22 protein-coding genes are annotated in these 20502 nt (G+C 66.1%); 19 read left to right on the top strand and 3 right to left on the bottom strand.

Going from position 1 to position 20502, the window contains the following annotated elements; translation table 11 throughout:
• The first annotated feature begins 27 nt into the window (after window positions 1-27).
• The 17 genes from btuB to ACDA63_RS10235 all read left to right on the top strand — a co-directional run bounded on the left by btuB (window position 28) and on the right by ACDA63_RS10235 (window position 17209).
• Window positions 28-1851: a TonB-dependent vitamin B12 receptor gene (gene btuB, locus ACDA63_RS10315; RefSeq protein WP_373663149.1), complete on the top strand. Its 1824-nt coding sequence runs from the start codon at window positions 28-30 to the stop codon at window positions 1849-1851.
• 10 nt (window positions 1852-1861) lie between these two features.
• A complete protein-coding gene (cobO, locus tag ACDA63_RS10310; protein ID WP_373663148.1) occupies window positions 1862-2485 on the top strand; it encodes a cob(I)yrinic acid a,c-diamide adenosyltransferase in 624 nt (207 codons plus the stop codon).
• Window positions 2485-3414, top strand: coding sequence for an adenosylcobinamide-phosphate synthase CbiB (gene cbiB, locus ACDA63_RS10305; protein WP_373663147.1), 930 nt, complete (start codon window positions 2485-2487; stop codon window positions 3412-3414). The genes cobO and cbiB overlap by 1 nt, the downstream gene beginning before the upstream one ends.
• Window positions 3407-4426 carry a threonine-phosphate decarboxylase CobD gene (gene cobD / locus ACDA63_RS10300; protein WP_373663146.1) on the top strand — a complete coding sequence of 340 codons (1020 nt, stop codon included), beginning with the start codon at window positions 3407-3409 and terminating at the stop codon, window positions 4424-4426. Before cbiB ends, cobD begins: the two co-directional genes overlap by 8 nt.
• Window positions 4423-5886 (top strand): cobyric acid synthase, encoded by a 1464-nt coding sequence (locus ACDA63_RS10295; protein WP_373663145.1) that lies wholly within the window; start codon window positions 4423-4425, stop codon window positions 5884-5886. Before cobD ends, ACDA63_RS10295 begins: the two co-directional genes overlap by 4 nt.
• Complete coding sequence (locus ACDA63_RS10290; protein WP_373663144.1) at window positions 5883-6863, top strand: FecCD family ABC transporter permease; 981 nt, start codon at window positions 5883-5885, stop codon at window positions 6861-6863. The genes ACDA63_RS10295 and ACDA63_RS10290 overlap by 4 nt, the downstream gene beginning before the upstream one ends.
• On the top strand, window positions 6860-7681 hold the full coding sequence (locus tag ACDA63_RS10285) for an ABC transporter ATP-binding protein (RefSeq protein ID WP_373663143.1): 822 nt from the start codon (window positions 6860-6862) through the stop codon (window positions 7679-7681). The genes ACDA63_RS10290 and ACDA63_RS10285 overlap by 4 nt, the downstream gene beginning before the upstream one ends.
• Window positions 7678-8586 (top strand): cobalamin-binding protein, encoded by a 909-nt coding sequence (locus ACDA63_RS10280; protein WP_373663142.1) that lies wholly within the window; start codon window positions 7678-7680, stop codon window positions 8584-8586. The genes ACDA63_RS10285 and ACDA63_RS10280 overlap by 4 nt, the downstream gene beginning before the upstream one ends.
• Complete coding sequence (cobU, locus tag ACDA63_RS10275; protein ID WP_373663141.1) at window positions 8583-9107, top strand: bifunctional adenosylcobinamide kinase/adenosylcobinamide-phosphate guanylyltransferase; 525 nt, start codon at window positions 8583-8585, stop codon at window positions 9105-9107. The genes ACDA63_RS10280 and cobU overlap by 4 nt, the downstream gene beginning before the upstream one ends.
• 37 nt (window positions 9108-9144) lie before the next feature.
• The gene (cobT, locus tag ACDA63_RS10270) at window positions 9145-10194 is read left to right on the top strand and encodes a nicotinate-nucleotide--dimethylbenzimidazole phosphoribosyltransferase (RefSeq protein WP_373663140.1); all 1050 of its coding nucleotides are present in this window, start codon (window positions 9145-9147) and stop codon (window positions 10192-10194) included.
• 3 nt (window positions 10195-10197) lie between these two features.
• The gene (locus ACDA63_RS10265; RefSeq protein WP_373663139.1) at window positions 10198-10974 is read left to right on the top strand and encodes an adenosylcobinamide-GDP ribazoletransferase; all 777 of its coding nucleotides are present in this window, start codon (window positions 10198-10200) and stop codon (window positions 10972-10974) included.
• A gap of 13 nt (window positions 10975-10987) precedes the next feature.
• Window positions 10988-11557 carry an alpha-ribazole phosphatase family protein gene (gene cobC, locus ACDA63_RS10260; RefSeq protein ID WP_373663138.1) on the top strand — a complete coding sequence of 190 codons (570 nt, stop codon included), beginning with the start codon at window positions 10988-10990 and terminating at the stop codon, window positions 11555-11557.
• 465 nt (window positions 11558-12022) lie between these two features.
• A complete protein-coding gene (gene rfaQ, locus ACDA63_RS10255) occupies window positions 12023-13105 on the top strand; it encodes a putative lipopolysaccharide heptosyltransferase III (RefSeq protein WP_373663137.1) in 1083 nt (360 codons plus the stop codon).
• The gene (locus ACDA63_RS10250) at window positions 13102-14298 is read left to right on the top strand and encodes a glycosyltransferase family 4 protein (RefSeq protein ID WP_373663136.1); all 1197 of its coding nucleotides are present in this window, start codon (window positions 13102-13104) and stop codon (window positions 14296-14298) included. Before rfaQ ends, ACDA63_RS10250 begins: the two co-directional genes overlap by 4 nt.
• A 12-nt stretch (window positions 14299-14310) precedes the next feature.
• Window positions 14311-15429: a glycosyltransferase family 4 protein gene (locus ACDA63_RS10245; protein ID WP_373663135.1), complete on the top strand. Its 1119-nt coding sequence runs from the start codon at window positions 14311-14313 to the stop codon at window positions 15427-15429.
• Complete coding sequence (locus ACDA63_RS10240; protein ID WP_373663134.1) at window positions 15426-16541, top strand: glycosyltransferase family 9 protein; 1116 nt, start codon at window positions 15426-15428, stop codon at window positions 16539-16541. The genes ACDA63_RS10245 and ACDA63_RS10240 overlap by 4 nt, the downstream gene beginning before the upstream one ends.
• 71 nt (window positions 16542-16612) lie before the next feature.
• Window positions 16613-17209 (top strand): MarR family winged helix-turn-helix transcriptional regulator, encoded by a 597-nt coding sequence (locus ACDA63_RS10235; protein ID WP_373663133.1) that lies wholly within the window; start codon window positions 16613-16615, stop codon window positions 17207-17209.
• A gap of 94 nt (window positions 17210-17303) precedes the next feature.
• Here the strand turns inward: ACDA63_RS10235 and thpR are convergent, their stop codons facing one another.
• The 3 genes from thpR to ispD are packed head-to-tail and all read right to left on the bottom strand — an operon-like array spanning window position 17304 to window position 19019.
• Window positions 17304-17822 carry an RNA 2',3'-cyclic phosphodiesterase gene (gene thpR / locus ACDA63_RS10230; protein WP_373663132.1) on the bottom strand — a complete coding sequence of 173 codons (519 nt, stop codon included), beginning with the start codon at window positions 17820-17822 and terminating at the stop codon, window positions 17304-17306.
• 8 nt (window positions 17823-17830) lie between these two features.
• A complete protein-coding gene (gene ispF / locus ACDA63_RS10225; RefSeq protein ID WP_373663131.1) occupies window positions 17831-18322 on the bottom strand; it encodes a 2-C-methyl-D-erythritol 2,4-cyclodiphosphate synthase in 492 nt (163 codons plus the stop codon).
• 10 nt (window positions 18323-18332) lie between these two features.
• Entirely contained in the window at window positions 18333-19019 is a 687-nt protein-coding gene (gene ispD / locus ACDA63_RS10220) for a 2-C-methyl-D-erythritol 4-phosphate cytidylyltransferase (protein ID WP_373663130.1), read from the bottom strand.
• A gap of 82 nt (window positions 19020-19101) precedes the next feature.
• Here ispD and amrB point away from each other — a divergent pair, with 82 nt between their 5' ends.
• Window positions 19102-19914: an AmmeMemoRadiSam system protein B gene (gene amrB / locus ACDA63_RS10215; RefSeq protein WP_373663129.1), complete on the top strand. Its 813-nt coding sequence runs from the start codon at window positions 19102-19104 to the stop codon at window positions 19912-19914.
• On the top strand, window positions 19901-20485 hold the full coding sequence (gene amrA, locus ACDA63_RS10210) for an AmmeMemoRadiSam system protein A (protein WP_373663128.1): 585 nt from the start codon (window positions 19901-19903) through the stop codon (window positions 20483-20485). Before amrB ends, amrA begins: the two co-directional genes overlap by 14 nt.
• Window positions 20486-20502: the final 17 nt, after the last annotated feature.

Here is a 20502-nt window from a genome sequence, read left to right as displayed (position 1 = left end):
TGCGGGTGAGCACGGAAGGAGCACATCTTGAAATACCCTCTTCTGCCGGCAGCCGTGCTGCTCGGCGCAACGCAGGCATCCATGGCGCAACGCGCGCCGCAGCAACTCGATCCCATCATCGTCACCGCCGACCGCGTGGCACGGACCGCAGACGAAACGCTCGCCTCGGTGACCGTCATCACGCGCGAAGACATCGAACGACAGCAGGCCGTGTCCGTACCGGACGCGCTGCGCGGCGTACCGGGCGTCACACTGTCCAACACGGGAGGTCGCGGCAAGGCCACGTCGGTCTTCCTGCGCGGCACCAATTCCGATCACACGCTGGTGCTCATCGATGGCATGAAGATCGGGTCGGCCACCACGGGTGCGGCCGCGCTGCAGGACCTGCCGATCGAACTGATCGACCGGATTGAAGTCGTGCGGGGCCCCCGAGCCAGTCTGTATGGTTCGGAGGCCATCGGTGGCGTGATCCAGATATTCACGCGCAAGGGGGGTACGCCCGATGGAGGATGGCGGCCCACTTTCAGCATCGGCGGCGGCTCGCGCAGTACGGGCGAGGTGGCGGCAACCGCGGCAGTGGGCACTGACAAGGCCTGGCTCAATGCCGGCATCAGCGCCGACACCACCAACGGCATCAACGCCTGCGAAGGCACGTCCTCCGGTTGCTTCGCCAACGAACCGGATCGCGACGGCTACAACAATCAGTCGTACAACCTGCGCGGCGGATATCGCTTTTCCAGATCGCTCGATGCCGATGTGCAGTTCATGCAGGCGCACAGCAACAACGAATTCGACGGTGGATTCCAGAATCACTCCACCAATGTGCAACAAGTCGCCAGCGCCACGCTGCGCTACCACCCCGTCGACCTGTGGAAGAGTTCACTCACCGTGGGGCAGACGCAGGATCGCTCGAAGAGCTATTACTACAGCGACTTCGCTTCGCGTTTCCTGACCCGCACCGACCAGGTCAGCTGGCAGAACGACTTCGCCATCAACAACGACCATATGGTCACGGTCGGGCTGGACTACCAGAACGATCATGTTTCGAGCGACACGGCCTACACGGTCACGTCGCGCGACAACAAGGCCATCTTCGCGCAATACCTCGGCAGCTTTGGCGCCAGCGACGTGCAGCTTTCCGCACGCAATGACGACAACGAGCAGTTCGGCAATCACGCCACCGGGAGCGCAGCCTTCGGCTATACCTTCTCGCCGGCGCTGCGCTTGACTGCCAACGTGGGCACCGCATTCAAGGCACCGACCTTCAACCAGTTGTACTACCCCGGTTACGGCACGCCCGACCTCAAGCCCGAAAAATCGAAGAGCTTCGAACTGGGCGCCTCCGGCAAGTTCGCACAGACGAGCAACTGGTCGCTCAATGCATACCAGACACAGGTCGACGATCTGATCGCTGGCTATCCGCTGGCGAATATCGCCAAGGCGCGCATCCGCGGCGTGGAAGCCACGCTCGGCACGCAACTGGCCGGCACGCAGTTCACGCTGTTCGCCACTTACGTCGATCCGAAGGACGACTCAGGCGGCGCCAACGACGGCAAACTGTTGCCGCGCCGCCCCAAGCAATCAGCGCGTCTGGATATCGATCATGACTTCGGCCGCTGGAGCCTGGGGGGGTCGCTGTACGGCGCGGGCAAGAGCTACGACGATGCCGCCAACAAGACCAAGCTGGGTGGTTACGGAACCGTCGATCTGCGCGCCGAGTACGAGCTGACCAAGACATGGCGCGTGCAAGGGCGCATCGAAAACCTCTTCGACAAACGCCACCAGACCGCCTATTACTACAACCAGCCGGGCTTCGGCGCCTTCATCACACTGCGTTACGCAGCGCTATAAGGAGCCCGCAGTGCACGACACCGACAACAACGACGACGAGGGCAGCAATGCGCGGCATGCCACGCGCATGGTCCGCAAGAAGACCATCATCGACCAACGCATCGCCGCGGCCTACATCGATCGCGGCGTACTGGTCGTCGTGACCGGCAACGGCAAGGGCAAGAGTTCCTCGGCGTTCGGCATGGCCGCGCGAGCACTCGGCCACGACATGCGTGTCGGCGTCGTGCAATTCATCAAAGGCGCCGCAGCAACGGGAGAAGAGGCCTTCTTCCGTCGCTGCGACGGCGTCGACTTCCATGTCATGGGCGAAGGTTTCACATGGGATACGCAGGACCGCGAGCGTGACGTCGCCAAGGCGGCGGAAGGCTGGCGCTGCGCGGAAGCCATGCTGTCCGACGACAGCGTGGGGCTCGTCATCCTCGACGAGCTGTGCGTGGTACTGAAGTACCGCTATCTGCCGCTCGAAACCGTATTGCGAACGCTGCGCTCGCGGCCGGCGTCGCAACACGTGGTCGTGACCGGCCGGGGCGCCCCCGAACCATTGATCGAAATCGCCGACACCGTCAGCGAGATCGATGACATCAAGCATGCCTTCCGTGCAGGCGTGCGCGCGCAGAAAGGCATCGAATTTTGATGGTCGGACATGCACTCGCCTTCGTTGCTGCGATCGCTCTCGATCGCCTGCTTGGTGAGCCGCGTGCATGGCATCCGTTGGTGGGCTTCGGACGCTTCGCCGCAAGCATCGAACGACAGCTCAACCGCGGCAGCGCTGCCCGACGGCGCTGCGCCGGCGTCGTCGCAGCCCTCATCGCATGCGCACCATGGGTGGCGCTGGCAGCGCTCTTGCGGCCGCTGCAACCATTGCTGGTCGACGCGGTGGCGCTCTACCTCGCGCTCGGCCTTCGCAGCCTTGATGAACACGCGCATGCAGTGCAAGCCGCACTCAGTGCACACGACCTCGAAGCCGCGCGCCACAACACCGCACGCATGGTGAGCCGCGACACGGCAGCGATGACGGAACCGGACGTCGCGCGCGCAACGGTCGAATCCGTCCTTGAAAACGGCAACGACGCTGTTTTCGGCGCGCTGTTCTGGGCACTCGTGGCGGGCGCGCCGGGCGTCGTGCAGTTCCGTCTGGCAAATACGCTGGATGCGATGTGGGGCTATCGCAATGTTCGCTTCGAATACTTCGGCTGGTGCGCGGCGCGCCTGGACGATGCCCTCAACTATGTGCCGGCGCGACTCACTGCGTTGAGCTATGCCCTGGTCGGACGCACCGCCGATGCATTGGCGTGCTGGCGGACGCAGGCCCGTCGATGGTCCAGCCCCAACGCCGGCCCGGTGATGTCTGCAGGTGCGGGCAGTCTGGGCATCCGGCTCGGCGGCGCGGCGTCGTATGGGGGCTGCATGGAACAACGACCGGATCTCGGCTGCGGACGCGCCCCAGCCGCCTCGGACATCGCTCGATCGCGCGCACTGGTGCGACGCGCTGTCGCGCTTTGGGTCATCGTTGTCGGTGCATTCTCGTTAGCAGTCGACCTGCTGGAGTGGCTCCATGCGTGAGGCACTGGGCAACGGCGATCACGGAGGCGCACTCCGGCGCGCGGCACTGGCGCACGGCATTCCCATGAGCGAATGGCTGGACCTGTCGACCGGCATCGCGCCCTGGGCATGGCCGGTCCCCCTGCTGCCGGCCGAATGCTGGCAACGACTGCCCGAGGATGGCCCGGAGGGCGACGGTCTCGAATCCATTGCCGCCGCACATTACGGCGCACCGCACATTCTGTCGGTGGCGGGCAGTCAGGCAGCCATCCTCGCCTTGCCCCGACTGCGGGCCGCGAGCCGGGTTGCCGTCGCGCGGGGCAGCTACGCGGAACACGCACTGGCATGGTTCGACGCCGGCCATGACGTCGAGACGTTCCCGCTGGCGGCATTGCCGTCGGCCGCCAATCATGCGGACGTCGTGGTGGTGGCCAACCCGGACAATCCGACTGGCCGCAAGACCGACATCGCCACCCTGCTCGACATGCATGGGCGATTGCAGCGACGTGGCGGCTGGCTGGTCGTGGACGAGGCCTTTCTCGATGCCGAGGACGAGCCCAGCCTGGCCGCGCACTCGGATGCCGAAGGGCTCATCGTCCTGCGTTCGCTGGGCAAGTTCTTCGGACTCGCGGGCGCGCGCATCGGCTTCGTATGCGCGCAGCGAGCCTTGCTGCGGAATCTGTCCGCGGCGCTGGGCGCCTGGACGGTCAACACGCCCGCACGCTTCGTCGCACGTCACGCATTGAGCGACGCAAGCTGGCAACGCGTGCAAAAATTGCGGCTGGCGCGGGCATCGACCCATCTGGCAACGCTGCTGGCACGCAGCGGGCTCACTCCGACGGGCGGATGTCGACTGTTCCAGTGGGTCGCCACGCCACGTGCCGCGGACCTGGCCGGGGGCCTCGCCCGTCACGGCGTGCTGGTGCGCCACCTGCCGGCGCCACAGGCGCTACGCTTCGGGCTACCCGCCTCACATGCCGACTGGCAGCGCCTGCAGGGCATCCTCTCGAACGTCATGAAGGAGACTCCATGAGTGCGCTCATGGTGCAAGGAACCACCTCCGACGCCGGCAAGAGCACGCTGGTGGCTGCGCTCTGCCGTTGGCTCGTTCGGCACGGCGCGCGGGTGGCACCATTCAAGCCGCAGAACATGGCGCTCAATAGCGCAGTCACCGCCGACGGCGGCGAGATCGGCCGCGCGCAGGCGTTGCAGGCGCTGGCATGTCGCATCGCGCCGCATACCGACATGAATCCCGTACTGCTCAAGCCCAATACCGACGTCGGCGCGCAAGTCATCGTCCACGGCCATGCCATCGGCAACATGGATGCGCTGGACTACCACGCATATAAACAGCAGGCACGCACAGCCGTCATCGGCTCTTTTCAACGGCTCGCCGCCGCCTACGAATACGTCATCGTCGAAGGCGCCGGCTCGCCCGCGGAAATCAATCTGCGGACCAACGACATCGCCAACATGGGGTTCGCGGAAGCCGTGGATTGCCCGGTGATCATCGTGGCCGACATCGATCGTGGCGGCGTATTCGCGCATCTCGTCGGCACACTGGCGCTTCTCTCAGAGAGCGAGCGCGCCCGTGTCAAAGGTTTCGTGATCAATCGCTTCCGCGGAGACATCGCATTGTTGCAGAGCGGCCTGGACTGGCTCGAAGCACACACCGGAAAACCGGTGCTGGGCGTCCTGCCCTACCTGACGGGCCTGCACATCGACGCGGAGGATGCCATCGGCAACGTCGCGCCAGATACAAAGGCGGAATCCCGTCTGCGTGTCGTCGTGCCCGTCACGCCGCGCATCAGCAACCACACCGACTTCGACGCGCTGCGCGCGCATCCGCAGGTCGACTTTCGTTTCATCGGACCGGGTCAAGCCATCCCTGCCGCCGACCTCATCGTTCTGCCAGGCTCGAAAGCCGTACGAGCGGACCTCGGGCACCTGCGCGCGCAGGGTTGGGACGCCGCCATCGCGCGTCACCTGCGCTACGGCGGCAAGCTCATCGGCATCTGCGGCGGCTTTCAGATGCTGGGGCAGGAATTGGTCGACGCGTACGGAATCGAAGGCCAAGCGGGCAGCAGCGCAGGGCTCGGCTATCTCGACATGCGGACGCAACTCACGCCACACAAAACGTTGCACAACGTGCAGGGAACATTGGCGCTGGGCGATGCGCCCGTGCGCGGCTACGAAATTCACGCAGGGCGCAGCACCGGGCCGGCGCTCGACAGGCCTGCCGTCCGGCTCGACGATCGCGACGACGGCGCGCTGAGCGATGACAACCAGATCCTGGGCAGCTACGTGCACGGCCTGTTCGATTCACCCGCTGCATGCGATGCACTGCTTGCCTGGGCGGGCCTCGCCGCGCCCCGCTCGCCCGACGTCGCGGCATTGCGAGAAGCAAGCCTCGAACGGCTCGCCGACATGATCGAACAGCACATGGACACCGCACGCCTGCGCGCGCTGCTGCATGACGAGGTGAGCGCATGAGGCTATCCGCTCCACCGTTGGCACGCGCATCGATGGTGGCCGCCTTGTGCGTGCCGGCGGCCATGCTGATCGCGCTGACCAGTGGCACCTCGGGATGGGGTTGGCCGCAGAGCGACATCCTTTGGCTGTTGCGTTTTCCTCGTGCGATGGCAGCGTTCGGCGTGGGCGCAGCGCTCGCGCTGGGTGGCGCCGTCATCCAGCTCGTCACGCGCAATCCGCTGGGCGAGCCGCACGTGCTGGGCATCACAGGGGGCGCGTCGGTGGGCGCGCTGGCCGCACTCATGCTGCTGCCGATGGGCACGCGCTTCGCTGCCGAAGGCGGCGCCATACTCGGGGCGATGCTGGCGATGACGCTGGTCTTCACGCTGTCATGGCGGGCCCTCGGTCGCGGACTGTCGCCCGTCACGCAGCCGGGCACGGTCACCGTGTTGCTCATCGGCATGATGCTGTCGGCGGCCAGCAGCGCGCTGGTGGCGATCCTGCTCGCGATCGCCAGCGAACAACAATTGCGCGGCCTGCTGTTCTGGCTGCTGGGCGATCTCAACGGCGCTTCGCTGTGGTGGCCAGTCTGGGTGGCGGCGATCGTTGCGTTGCTGATGGTACTGCCGCGTGCGCATGAACTGGACTGGCTCGCACGCGGCGACGCATGGGCGTGGACGCTGGGCGTGCCGGTCGCGCAAAGGCGTCGTCACGCGCTCGCTGCGGCGAGCCTCGCCATCGGGCTGGCCGTGGCGACGGCCGGCGCAGTCGGGTTCGTCGGCCTCGTCGCGCCGCATGTGGTGCGCCTGTGCGGGCTGCGTTCCGCGCGACTGCTGATGCCTTTCTCGGCGCTCTTCGGCGGCGCCTTCCTGGTCGTCGCCGATACCGTTGCGCGCACGGTCGTGGCACCAAGCCAGCTACCGGTTGGCGTCGTATCGGCCTGCGTCGGCGTTCCCCTGTTCGTGTGGCTGCTGTTGCGGCAGAGGAGCGCGCGATGACGACGACGCTCTTTCACGGCGCCCCCGCCACCTGCTCCCTCGACGCACTCACCCTGCATGCCGGTGGCCGCGCGGACGGCCGCGTGTTGTGCAGCGATCTGTCGCTGCAGTTCGCACCGGGTGAGCGATGGGTGGTGCTGGGCCCGAATGGCGCGGGCAAGTCGACACTGATCGCCGCGCTCGCCGGGCTCTCCGCGCCGCATGCCGGTGCGGTGCATATCGATGGCGTGCCGATCGCGCGCGCACGGGCGCAAGCGTTGGCGCAACGCCGCAGTTGGTGCCCGCAATTCTGGCTCGATCCGTTCGCCGCCGCAGCGTGGGAGACCGTGGCCTGCGCGATTGAAGCCACACACCCCGAACTGAGCGCCGACGATACCCAGCGCGCCGCGCGCGAATGGCTGGCGCAGTTCGATATGGGCGTGCTCGCCGACAACGACGTGCGCGCGCTGTCCGGTGGGGAGCGGCAGCGCGTGGCGCTCGCCACTGCATTCGCGCAACGCGCGCCGCTGGTATTGCTCGACGAACCGACAGCACACCTCGATTGGGCGCACCAGGTATTGCTGCGCGACGTGCTGTTCGACTGGTCCGCGGCGGGCGGCACGATCGTTACCGCCGTGCATGACATCAACCTCGCCTGGACGATTGCGACTCACGCCCTGTTGTTCAACGGTCGCGGACGCGTCCGTTGGGGCACGCGTGAGGATATCCTCACCGCCGAACTGCTCAGCAATGCGTACGACATTGACATTTCGGTGCGAAACGAGGATGGCGCGCGCTGGTTCCGCGTCGAACTGGGCGCAGCGGAGAACCGCAGATGACACGCCTTCTGATCGCCGCGCTGCTGTGCGCAATGGTGACGCCCGTACTGGCCGCGAGCTGGCGCGACGACGCCGGCCACGTGGTCTCGCTGGACAGGACGCCGCAACGCGTCGTCACACTGGCACCGAGCCTCACTGAACTCGTCTTTGCCGCGGGTGCTGGCGATCGCATCGTGGGCACCGTCACGTACAGCGACTATCCGCCCGCCGCGTTGCGCATCCCGCCCGTGGGCGACAATCGTCGGCTCGATCTGGAACGTGTCGCAGCGCTGCGCCCGGAACTGATCCTGGTGTGGTACCACGGCAGCAACCAGAAGGAACTCGACCGTCTGTCCGCGCTCGGCATTCCGATGTTCTACATTGAACCGCGCAAGCTCGATGAGATACCCGGCGCCATCGAACGCATCGGCGCGATCCTTGGCACCTCATCGACTGCCAATGTCGCCGCCCGCAGCTTCCGCCAACGCCTGAACGATCTGCACGCGCGATATGCCGGCAAGCCTCGCGTACGCGTCTTCTACCAAGTCTGGGCGCAGCCGCTGCTGACCATTGGCGCCGGGCAGGTCATTTCGGATGTCATCTCGCTGTGCGGCGGCGAGAACGTGTTCGACACGCAGAGTGGTACCGTTCCGCAGCTATCGAGCGAAAGCGTGGTCGCGGCCGACCCGGATGTGATCATCGCTTCGCGCATCGATCACGATGCCACTGCCGGTGCGCAGCGAGCCGGCAAGGATTCGGACATTGCCTCATGGCGTCGTTTTGCTTCAATGCGCGCCGTTCGTGGCGACCAGTTGTGGACGGTCCCCGGAGATGCCATCAGCCGGGCGGGGCCTCGCATCATCGACGGCGCCGAAGCCATCTGCTCGGCCGTCGATGCCGCGCGCAACGCGAGGTCGCCGCGATGAGCCGCCACCTCGTACTCGGCGGCGCGCGTTCCGGCAAGAGTCGCTATGCACAGGACATGGCCGCACGCGCATCCGACGTGAGCATGATCGTCACCGCCGAGGCGTGGGACGACGAGATGCGCGCACGCATCGCCCTGCATCGCCAGAGCCGCCCCGCGCATTGGCAGACCGTCGAGGCGCCCCTGGCGCTTGCCGCCGCGATCGACGCCACCTGCCGTCCGAATGCCTGCGTACTGATCGACTGCATGACGCTGTGGCTGTCGAATGTCATGTGCGGTGTGCCGGATACACTCGAACACGCCTGCGATGTGCTGGTGGACGCTGTCGCACGCGCGCCGGGCGAACTGATCATCGTCGCCAACGAAGTGGGCTGGGGTATCGTTCCCGAAAACGCATTGGCACGGCAGTTCCGCGATGAAGCGGGCCGCCTCAACCAGAGGCTGGCCGCGGTATGCGACACGGTTACGCTGGTCGTGGCCGGGCTCCCCATGCCACTCAAGCACAACGGCGCTGTGCGATGATGGCGCCTGCTCCCTGCAACAGATGGTCCCTCGCAGCATGAAAGACTACGACGTTCCACCGCTGGACAATGCGCTTCGCGCCGACCTGAGAGCGCGCATCGACAGCCGCACCAAACCACCGGGCAGCCTCGGCATGCTCGAAGATCTCGCCCTGCGCCTGGGCCTCATCCAGCGCAGCGTTACGCCCCGTATCCATAACCCACGCATCGCGGTCTTCGCGGGCGACCATGGGGCGGCTGCTTCGGGCGTGTCTGCCTATCCGGCCGCGGTCACCGGCCAGATGGTGAGCAATTTCCTCGCTGGCGGTGCCGCCATCAATGCGCTGGCGCGCGCCAACGGGCTGGCGCTATCGATCATCGATGCCGGGGTTGCCAGCGATTACGCCACCGACGCGGTGGAAGGTATCGAGTACGTCGACGCGGCGCTAGGCCCGGGCACGCGCAACTATCTGTTCGAGCCCGCCATGAGCGCGGCTCAGGCCGACAATGCCATCGGTCGTGGCGTCGAACTGGCATTGTCATGGGCCGATGGCGGCTGCGATGCCATCGGCTTCGGCGAGATGGGCATCGGCAACACCGCTTCGGCCAGCCTCATCACCAAGCTGATGTGCGGCGTGCCGCTGGATGACGTGGTCGGGCGCGGCACCGGGCTGGATGACGCGGGGCTCGCACGCAAGCGCAACCTTCTGCGACAGGCGCAGGAACGCGTCGGATCGCGGCTGCTGACGCCACACGAGGTGCTGGCGGAATTCGGCGGATTCGAAATCGCCATGATGACGGGCGCATACATCGGCGCGGCACGTGCAGGCATCGGCATCGTGGTGGATGGCTTCATCGCCACCAGCGCACTGTTGATCGCCACAGCACTGGCGCCCAATGTCCGCGAGTACTGTTTCTTCGCGCACCGCTCCGCCGAGACCGGCCATGCCATCCAGCTCGCCTATCTCGACGCTCACCCGATGCTGCAACTGGGCATGCGCCTGGGCGAAGGCAGCGGCGCCGCACTGGGCCTGTCGCTCCTGCGTTCAGCTGCCGCCATCGCTTCCGAAATGGCGGGCTTCGATGACGCCGGCGTGAGTCGCGCCTGAACGATGCGGGAATTGCGCCGCGCGTTCATGGCCATCGGGTACTTCACCCGCATCCCCATTCCACGATGGGAGGGCTGGGCGCCGGATGAACTCAATCGCGCGGCACGCTACTTTCCTCTCGCCGGGCTCATCGTCGGCGCAGTCGCGGCGTGCGTCGCGTGGCTCGCTGCGATGGTCTTGCCATGGCCGCTGGCGGTGCTGATGAGCATGGCCGCCTCGCTCATGCTGACCGGTGGATTCCATGAAGACGGGCTGGCCGATGCCACGGACGGTTTTGGTGGCGGCTGGCAACGCGCCGATGTGCTGCGCATCATGAAAGATTCGCGCATCGGCAGCTTCGGCGCGATGGCGCTGATCATGGCGCTGCTTACAAAGTTCGTGGCGCTCGACGCACTCGGGATAGCCGGGCCGCTGCTACCCTGCCTCGCACTCATCGCCATTCATCCACTTTCGCGTGCCGCAGCGCTATGGATCATGGCCGTGCTGCCTTACGTGCGCGATGAAGACAGTCGCGCGAAACCCGTTGCGCAGGGCATCGGCACCGCCGAAATCAGCATCGGGCTCCTCACTGGCGTCCTGCCCCTCGCATGCGTCGCGGCGGTCGGACCTTTTGACCTGCGGCCATGGCTTGCCGTGCTGGTGGCGACCATCCTCACCGCCTGGCTCTGCCGCCGTTACTTCGCCCGTCGCCTGGAAGGCTACACGGGCGACTGCCTCGGCATGGCCCAGCAACTGTGCGAACTGGCCGGTTACGTCGCCTTGTGCGTACGCTGGGCGTGAGCCCGACGACGCCGTGCGAACCCTCTATCTGATTCGCCACGCTGCGCCAGATGTCGCACCAGGCGTGTGCTACGGCCGGCTCGATATCAGCGTCGCCGAACATCCCGCAGTCACAGCAGAGCGCCTGCGCCCTCTTCTTCCTGCGGACTGCACGCTCATCACGAGCCCCCTGTCGCGCTGCCGGCGACTGGCCGAGGCGTTGGGCACACCAGAGGTGGACGCGCGCCTGGCCGAAATGGACTTCGGCGAATGGGAGGGGCGCTTGTTCGACGACATCGCGCGCGAGGACATCGACGCCTGGGCCGCGAGCCCCTTGGATTTCCGCCCGCCCGGTGGAGAGACCGCACGCGAGATGGCGGAGCGGGTCATCGCGGCGCTCGACGATCTGCGGCAACGGCCGGAGGCTGATGTCGTGGTCGTCACGCATGGGGGGCCGATGCGGGTGATGGCGGCGGTGCTCCTTGGGGAGTGGAAAAGCGAACATGGCGCCTGGTTGGCGCGGCGGTTTGGGTTTGGGGAGGTGGTGAGGTTTGCGGTTGATGGTCATGGCGGTGTTGCCATGAGGATCGTCGCCCCATGGTGAGGCGGGGTCAGTGGGGACTTGAAGTCCCCTTCTTGTTTAGGCTTTCGTGTATCTGCCGCGGTTGCGCTTGATGATGTGTGTTCCGCCGAAATAGACCGTGCGGCAGGGGGAAGGAGGGTTATCAACTACGGCGGCGCTTGTTTAGGAAGGGCAAACAGCCCTTTCCTGCTCGTTTCTCAGTTTTCCGGGCTGGCCTTGACTGCGCGATTTCGTTGGCCAGGAGTTCGTCCCGGCTGCCGAGCATTAGCCGTCGAGGCCAAGCCCGAAAAGCCACAGTCCAAGCAACAAAGAGCCTTTCCCGCGACCCCATCACAAGCTCCGGGGCAAGAGCCCAAGAAAGGGCGCCCGACAGCCAAAACTCCCCGAAACCCGCAGATAAACCAACTCCGCCATACATCCGGGCTAAAATCCCCCGTTGATTTTGACTCCCTCTCCCGCATGCCGACCTCGGCCGACCTATCACCCTTGCCCGACGCGATTCCCGCTGGTGCCCTGCGCCGGGCTCTCGTCATCAAGCTGCGCCACCACGGCGACGTGCTGCTGACCTCACCCGTCTTCTCGGTGCTCAAGCGCCACGCCCCCCAGTGCGAAATCGACGCGCTGGTGTTCGCCGATACCGCTGCGATGCTCTCGGAGCACCCGGCATTGGCGCAGTTGCATACCATCGACCGCAACTGGAAAAAGCTCGGCCCGCTGGCGCAGGCGCGTGCTGAATGGGGTCTGTTCCGGACGTTGCGCGCGCGGGGTTACGACCTTGTCATTCATCTTACGGATCATCCGCGAGGCGCGTGGCTCGCGCGATTCCTGGGTGCTCGTTGGTCGGTGGCGCCACAGCGCGCCAAGGGCGCCAAGTGGTGGAAGAAGTCCTTCACACATATTTTCCGCACCGTCAGCGGCGGACGTCGCCATACCGTCGAGATGCATCTGGACGCCCTGCGGCGCATCGGCATCCAACCCGCGCCCAACGAGCGCGCGCTGACGCTGGTGCCGGGTCATGCCGCCACCGAACGCGTCGATGCGTTGCTGCGCGAAGCGGGCGTGGCCAACGGCTACGTGCACTTTCATCCGGCATCGCGCTGGTTCTTCAAGACATGGCCGGTCGAGCGCAATGCGGACGTGCTGCGCGCGCTGGTCGAATCCGGCCGAACCGTGGTGATGACGGCTGCACCCGATGCGCGGGAACGGGCCCTGGTCGACGCAATCCTCGCGCAGGCCGGCGTACCGGTCGTGAACCTCGCCGGCAAGCTGTCGCTCAAGGAACTCGGAGCGGTGTCGGCGCGCGCCGCGCTGTTCGTCGGCGTCGATTCGGCCCCCATGCATATCGCGGCCGCCGTGGGTACGCCGACCGTGGCCCTGTTCGGGCCTTCCGGTGACAAGGAATGGGGCCCATGGATGGTGCCGCACGAGGTCGTCGCGAGCGACGTGCATCCTTGTCGCCCTTGTGGGCTGGATGGCTGCGGTGGCGGCAAAGTGTCGGACTGCCTCGTAACGCTGCCCGCTGCACGGGTGCTGGCCGCCGCGCAACGATTGCTGGAGCAGCGCGCATGAACGCGCCCGCCGCTACCGAAAAACGTGCGCTGCGACTGGCGATCGTGCGCCAGCGCTACAACCCGTTCGGCGGCGCGGAACGTTTCGTTGAACGCGCATTGCGCGCATTGGCGGGCAGCGGACTGGATGTCACGCTCATCGCCCGCAAATGGGACGGCCCCGCCGCCGCAGGATTCCACCTGAAAAAATGCCGGCCGTTCCACTTTGGCCGGCTGTCGCGCGATCGCCGTTTTGCCGAAGCGGTGCAGCGGCTGATCCGCCGGGAGGGCTACGACCTCGTGCAGAGCCACGAGCGCATTCCCGGCTGCGATATTTTCCGCGCGGGCGATGGCGTGCATGCCACCTGGCTGGAGCAGCGCTCACGTACGCTGACGCGGTGGCAACGCTTTCTGCAGAAGCGTTCGCACTGGCACCGCTACACCCTGGCGGCCGAAGACGCGATGTTCCGCGACGCACGCCTGCGCGCGGTGATCTGCAATTCGCACATGGTTCGCGACGACGTCGCGCGGCGCTACCCGGACATTACCCACAAGCTGCACGTCATCCACAACGGCGTCGATCTGGCGCGCTTTTCACCCGATCTGCGCGAGCAGCATCGCGACGCCGTACGTGCTCAACTGGGCGTGGACCGGCGTACGCCGGTGGTGGTGTATGTCGGGTCGGGCTTTGCCCGCAAGGGCGTGCCGCAGTTGATCGATGCCTTTCGCAGCCCGGCGCTGGCCCAAGCCGAACTGTGGATCATCGGCAAGGATCGCGATGCCAAGAAGATGGTGGCGCGGGCCGGCGCCTGCGGGTTGTCGTTCCGCGTGCGCTTTCTTGGGCCGCAGAAAGACGTGACGCCCTATCTCGGCGCGGCGGATGCCTTTGCCCTGCCGACCTTGTACGATCCGATGCCCAACGCGGCGCTGGAAGCACTGGCCTGTGGGCTGCCGGTACTGACCTCGCACACCAGCGGCGCGGCGGAACTGGTCCGCCCAGCCTACGGCGCGGTGGTCGACGCGCTCGATGTCGACGGTATCTCGCGCGAGCTGGCGCGCCTGCTGGCCCGCGTGGCCGATCCGGCGCAACGCGATCTGGTCTGCGATGCCGCGCGCCACGCCGTGGCGGGGATGGGCAGCGACGACATGGCCACCCGGCAGTTGGCGCTCTACCGCTTGCTCCTGAGTGAGGCGGCCGAGCGCGGCCCGCTATAATCGGCGCCAATCATGAGCGATTCGACATCACTCCATATCGTCCACACTGAGTCGTCGTGCGGATGGGGCGGACAGGAAATCCGCATCCTTGAAGAAGCGCGCGGCATGCAGGCACGCGGGCATCGCGTCAGCATCGTGTGTCCGGGCGAGTCCAAGCTCTACCAGCGGGCCGATGCATGGGGCGTCCGTGCCATTGCCCTGCCCATCCGCAAGAAGCGCCTGCCGTGCCTGATGGCGCTGCGCCACTGGCTGGCCGCGCAAGGCGACATCGACGTCATCAACAGTCACAGCTCGACCGATTCGTGGCTGGCGGCCATCGCCACCTACACCATGCGGGGTCGCACCCCGATCGTCCGCACCCGGCATATTTCGGCGCCGGTGACATCGAGCGCGCCCAATCGCTGGCTTTACGCGCGGGCCGCGAAGTTCGTGGTGACCACCGGCGAACGCCTGCGCTCCGAGCTGATCAACAACCTGGGCGTGCGCCCGGACGCCAGCGCGTCCATCGCCACCGGCATCGACACCACGCGTTTCGTGCCGAGCGATGCCGTCGATGCCCGTCGCGCGCTAGGGCTGGAAGAAAATGCGCGCTGGATCGGCATCGTCGCCACGCTGCGCTCGTGGAAGGGCCATCGGTTCCTGCTCGACGCGGTGAAGATGCTCAACGATCCGGACGTGCGGCTGGCCATCGTCGGCGACGGCCCGCAGCGCAGGGCGCTGGAGGATCGCGTGCGCGAGCTCGGCCTGACCGAACGCGTGCACTTCGCCGGAAACCAGATCGATGTCGTGCCCTGGCTGCAGGCCATGGACATCTTCGCCCTGCCCTCTTATGCCAACGAAGGCGTCTCGCAGGCCGTCATGCAGGCCATGGCGGTCGGGCTGCCGATCGTCACCACGGCGGTGGGCAGCATGACCGACGTGGTGCATGACCGCGAAACCGGCCTGATCGTGCCGCCGCAGGATGCGATCCGCCTGTCCGAGGCGCTGCGTCGCCTGCTCAACGATCCGGCGCTGGCCGGACGCCTGGGCCAGCAAGCGCATCTCTACGCGGTCGAGCACTGCGGCATCGACCACATGCTCGACCGCATGGAAGCGGTGTTCCGCCACGTCGTCAGCGAGTCCCGCGCTTGAGCCGCACCGCCACCCGCCTGACGCTACTCCCGATGCTCGCCTGGAGCGCTCTGGTCGCGCGCCCTCGGCGTCGCGCCGTGCGACCGCGCCGCATCCTCATTGCGCATCAATTGTTGCTGGGCGATACGCTCATGCTCGCGGGCCTGCTTGCCAAGCTTCGGCAGAACCATCCGGACGCCGAGATCGTCATGATCTGCCCGCCGGCCACGCTGCCGTTGTTCTCGGCGCGGCCCTACGGCGTGATCGCGCTGCCCTATGCCGAGCGCGATGCGGCCAGCTTGCGCGCCTTGTGGCGTCAGCGTGGATTCGATCTGGCCATCGTGCCGGCGGAAAACCGCATGGCCTGGCTTGCCCGCGCCCTGGGCGCACGCCACATCGTGGGGTTTGCAGGCGACGACAAGGGTTACAAGAACTGGCTGGTCGATGAGCGCCGCCCCTGGCCCGGCACGCCGACCGCCTTGGTCGAGACTTTCGCCCAGCTCGCAGATGGCGCCGAGCCCGGGCACTTCAGCCCCGAACAATGGCCGCTGGCCGAAGCCAGGCCATTCGAGGCGCCCACCGGCCGCTACGCGGTGCTTCATCTGGGTGCGTCGACGAAGCTCAAGCGTTGGGACAGCGCTCATTGGCGCGCACTCGCGGACTCACTTGCCGCGCAGGGCATCACGCCCGTGTGGAGCGCCGGCGCGAAAGAGCTGGAACTCGTCACAGCCGCCGACATGGATGGTAACTACGTCAGTTACGCGGGCCGCCTCGATCTGCTCCAGATGGCACATCTGCTGCGTGGCGCCACCCTGCTGATCAGCCCGGACACCGGCATCGCCCATCTCGGACGCGTCGTGAACGTCCCCACCGTGGTGCTGTTCGGACCGGGCTCAGCCTTACTCTGCGGACCCGGCGAATTCTGGCGCGATGCGCCCTATGTCGCGGTGACCGCCGACATCGAGTGCCGCGATCAGCGCATTCTTTTCCGTCGCCGGATCGAGTGGGTGCGTCGATGCGGACGGGGCTTCGGCACGGGGCCCGGTCAATGTCCGCGAGCACGCTGCATGGAAGCGCTGACCCTGGAATCGGTCCAGACCGCCTACCTGAGGTTGTTGATAACCCAACCGTGAGCGCTCCGGGCGGAACGCCGTTTCACGGTGTCTTGGGCGACGGCTAGGATTGCCCTGAATTTTAGGTAGGAATGCGTCATCCTTTCGCGGACCGGCGCGTTATTGCTTTCCAGCAGGCCCTATCTGCCACTGGAGAGATCAGCACCATGGACACCGTAATGACACCCGTCGCCACGCAGGATCTGGCGGTCCTCAAGCAATTCCGGGTCATTTTCAAATCCATCCGAAAACACTTTCACGCCATTGAAAACGCAGTGGGCGTGAGCGGTGCGCAGCTTTGGGCGTTGGCCGTCATCGTGGATAAACCGGGGCTACGGGTCACTGAGCTGGCCCGCCTGATGTCGGTGCACCAATCCACCGCCAGCAACCTGCTCGACCAACTGGTCGAGGCCGGCCTCGTCATCCGCACCCGTGGCTCGGGCGATAACCGCACAGTTTTATTGACCCCTACCCAAGCCGGCATCGAACGCGTCAGGAATTCGCCCGCGCCGGTGCGCGGCTTGTTGCCGGATGCGCTGGACAAGCTCGCACCCGAAACGCTGGAGTCGCTTCATCGTTGCCTGGGCGAACTGCTCGGCAAGATGGAAGCGCTCGAAAAGGCCGATACGCTATGGATCGCCAATACGCCGGCCAGCGCGGGCCTGACAGAGAGCGTCCACGCCGGCTGACGACGCAGCCTTCCCCCCAAGATTGAAGAAAAAGCCCGATACGCCAGCCAACCTGGCGTATCGGGCTTTTGTCTTGTGCGCCGACGCGGTCGATTCAGGGGCGACAGTGCCAGCGCGCCAGAAGCTCGTAGTGCGGGCCGTGAGCGTCAGGACGGGAACTGACCAGGCACCAACCGGCAACGTCCCAATCGATAGGCTCCGACAGGCGCGCCGGGACGACCGCCGACGCGTTGCGCACCAGCGTGACGTGAGGCGTGAAGCGATGCGGTTCGTAGGACACGGCCTGTGCATCGAGTGCATCGCGCAGGCCACCGGCCAGCTCCAGCAATTCGCGCGGCGACCGTGACGGCCCGGCCCACAGAATGTGATTGCCAGCCCAATATCCGAGATGATCGAGGCGCAAAGTGAAGGGCGGCACCTGCACGCTGTCGGCTGCGGTCGCAATCCGCTCCAGGCAGTCCTCATCCGCAGCGCCGATAAAGGCCAGGGTCATGTGGAAGGTATCGGGCCGCATGTGGCGCCCGCTGACGTGCAGCGGCACGACGGTGCGCAGCCGTTCGACGACCGGCGTCGACGGCCACAGAGCCAGGAAGACCCGCTGCATGCCATCCATGTGCGTGTTCAGCGCTCGCACCGCGCCAGCAGGCATACCGCCTGGGTCGAAATGCCTTCGCCGCGGCCGAGGTAGCCGAGCTTTTCCGACGTCTTGCCCTTGACGTTCACGCAACTGGCGTCGATGCCGAGATCGGCCGCGATGTTGGTCACCATGGCGGCGGCGTGGGGGGAAATCTTTGGCGCCTGCGCGATGATGGTGGCGTCGACATTCACCACCGCCCAGCCGGCCTCTGCCACGCGTTGCATGGCGTGGCGCAGCAGTACGCGGCTGTCGGCGCCCGCAAAGCGTGCGTCCGTATCCGGGAAATGGCGGCCGATGTCGCCCAGGCCCGCCGCACCGAGGATGGCATCGGTGATCGCGTGGAGCAGCGCGTCCGCATCCGAATGGCCTGCCAATCCGAGGTGGTAGGGAATCTCGACGCCGCCGAGGATCAGCTTGCGATCGGGGACCAGCGCGTGTACGTCGAAGCCCTGGCCGATACGGAATGGAATGTTCATGGTTGCTCTGTCACTTGCCGCGCGTGGCGAGCAGACGCTCGGCCAGCGCAAAATCCTGCGGATAGGTCACTTTGAAGTTGGTCACATCGGCCGCGACCAGACGGGGACGGAGGCCGAGCGCTTCGATCGCGCCGGCTTCGTCCGTCACATCGGTGCGGGCGCGCAGCGCTTCGATCAGCATGCCGCCACGAAACATCTGCGGCGTCTGCGCCTGCCACAGCCCGTCGCGCGCAACGGTCTCGCCCACGCGGCCACCGTCGTCGGCGCGCTTCATGGTGTCGGCCACCGGCATCGCCAGTAGCCCGCCCACCGGATCGTCCGACAGCGTGTCGATGAGCGCATCCACCTGTTGCACGGTCAGGCAGGCACGCGCGGCGTCGTGTACGAGCACCCAATCCTGCGCCGACATGTCGCCCGACAATTGCGAAAGCGCGTTGGCCACGCTCTGCGCCCGTGTCGCACCGCCCACCCTCAAGGTGCGCAGTTTCGATCCCAGGGGCGACCAGTCGTACTGGTCCCATTCCGTGTCCTCTGGCGACAGGACGACGCACACGGCATCGATGCGCGGCACGGAGACCAGGGTTTCGACGGCATACCACAGGAGCGGGCGGCCGTGGAGCGGCCAATATTGCTTGGGGCGGTCTCCGCCCATGCGACTGCCGCTGCCGGCGGCGGGAACGATGGCTATATAACGCATGGAGCGGGATTCTACGCCCCGGCAAGGCCGGCGAGGGCTTTCCTATAATCGGAGTTACCCCTCTTGCAGCAAGGTACCCCCAATGGCCACCGAGCTCATACGGCCTGCCGCCGTCGCGGGCCTGTTCTATCCGTCGGACACGCTGGCCCTCACCTCGCAATTGCACGACCTGATGGCCCACGTCGACGTCGCCAGCGGCTATCCGCCGAAGGCCTTGATAGTGCCGCACGCCGGCTATGTGTATTCCGGCCCGATCGCCGCGCAGGCCTACGCGCAACTGCTGCCGTTGCGCCAGACGGTAACGCGCGTCGTGATGCTCGGCCCCAGCCATCGCGTGCCCGTGAGCGGCGCAGCCCTGCCTGGCTGCAATGCATTCGAGACACCATTGGGACGCGTCGAAATCGACAGCGCGGCCATGTACCAATTGGCCAGCATGCCGGGGGTAGTGATCGATGACGACGCACACATCGTCGAGCATGCGCTGGAAGTCCAGTTGCCGTTTTTGCAGACGGTGCTGGAACGCTTCCGCATCGCGCCGATCACGGTCGGTTTTTCAGAAGCGCCGTTGATCGCGGCGATGATCGACACCTTGTGGGGCGGGCCGGAAACCCTGTTCATCATCAGTTCGGACCTGTCTCACTACAACGACTATCGCCGCGCGCGCGAGATCGACGCGTACACCGTGGACCGCGTGATGAAACTCGAACCCGTCCTCGACCATGAACAAGCGTGCGGGGCGACCGCCATCAACGCGCTGCTGCTCGCCGCTCAGCGACATCATCTGACGCCACACCTGCTCGACGTGCGCAACTCCGGCGATACGGCCGGCGATCGCACGCGGGTGGTGGGCTATGCATCGTTCAGCTTTTCGGAGGAATCCCGTGTCGCACACTGAAAACGCCCCCGCCGCCGATGCGGCATTGGGCAAGGCGCTGATCTCACAGGCTCGCGATGCCATCGCCGAGTACCTGGACCTGCCGCGCACGCCCCCGCTGGAACATCCCGCCCTCGACGAACCTGGTGCGACCTTCGTGACGCTCACCCAGGCCGGCCAATTGCGTGGCTGCATTGGACAACTCGAAGCCAGCCGTCCGACACGGCAGGATGTCCGCACCAACGCGGTGGCCGCCGCCACGCGAGATCCGCGCTACACGGTGGTGACGGTCGATGAATGGCCGGACATCGGCGTGGAGGTTTCGCTGCTCGGGCCGATGACGTTCGAACCATGCCGCGACATGGCGCAAGCGCTGGCGTGCATCGAGCCGGACGTCGACGGTGTCGTGCTGATTGCCGGTTGCAATCACGCGACCTTCCTGCCGCAGGTTTGGCGCAAGCTGCCGGATGCGCGGACTTTCCTGCAGCAGCTCATGCTCAAAGCGGGCATGACGCATTGGCCGGAAGACATGTTGCTGGGCCGCTATCGTGTGCACGAGTTCCACGAGACACACAGCGACACGCGACATTGATCGGTGCCGAGCAGTAC

This window comes from Uliginosibacterium sp. sgz301328, from assembly GCF_041807905.1.
GTDB lineage: Bacteria > Pseudomonadota > Gammaproteobacteria > Burkholderiales > Rhodocyclaceae > JBGVSA01.
Note: the sequence above shows the minus strand (reverse complement) of the source record. Positions and strands in the feature narration are given on the sequence as shown.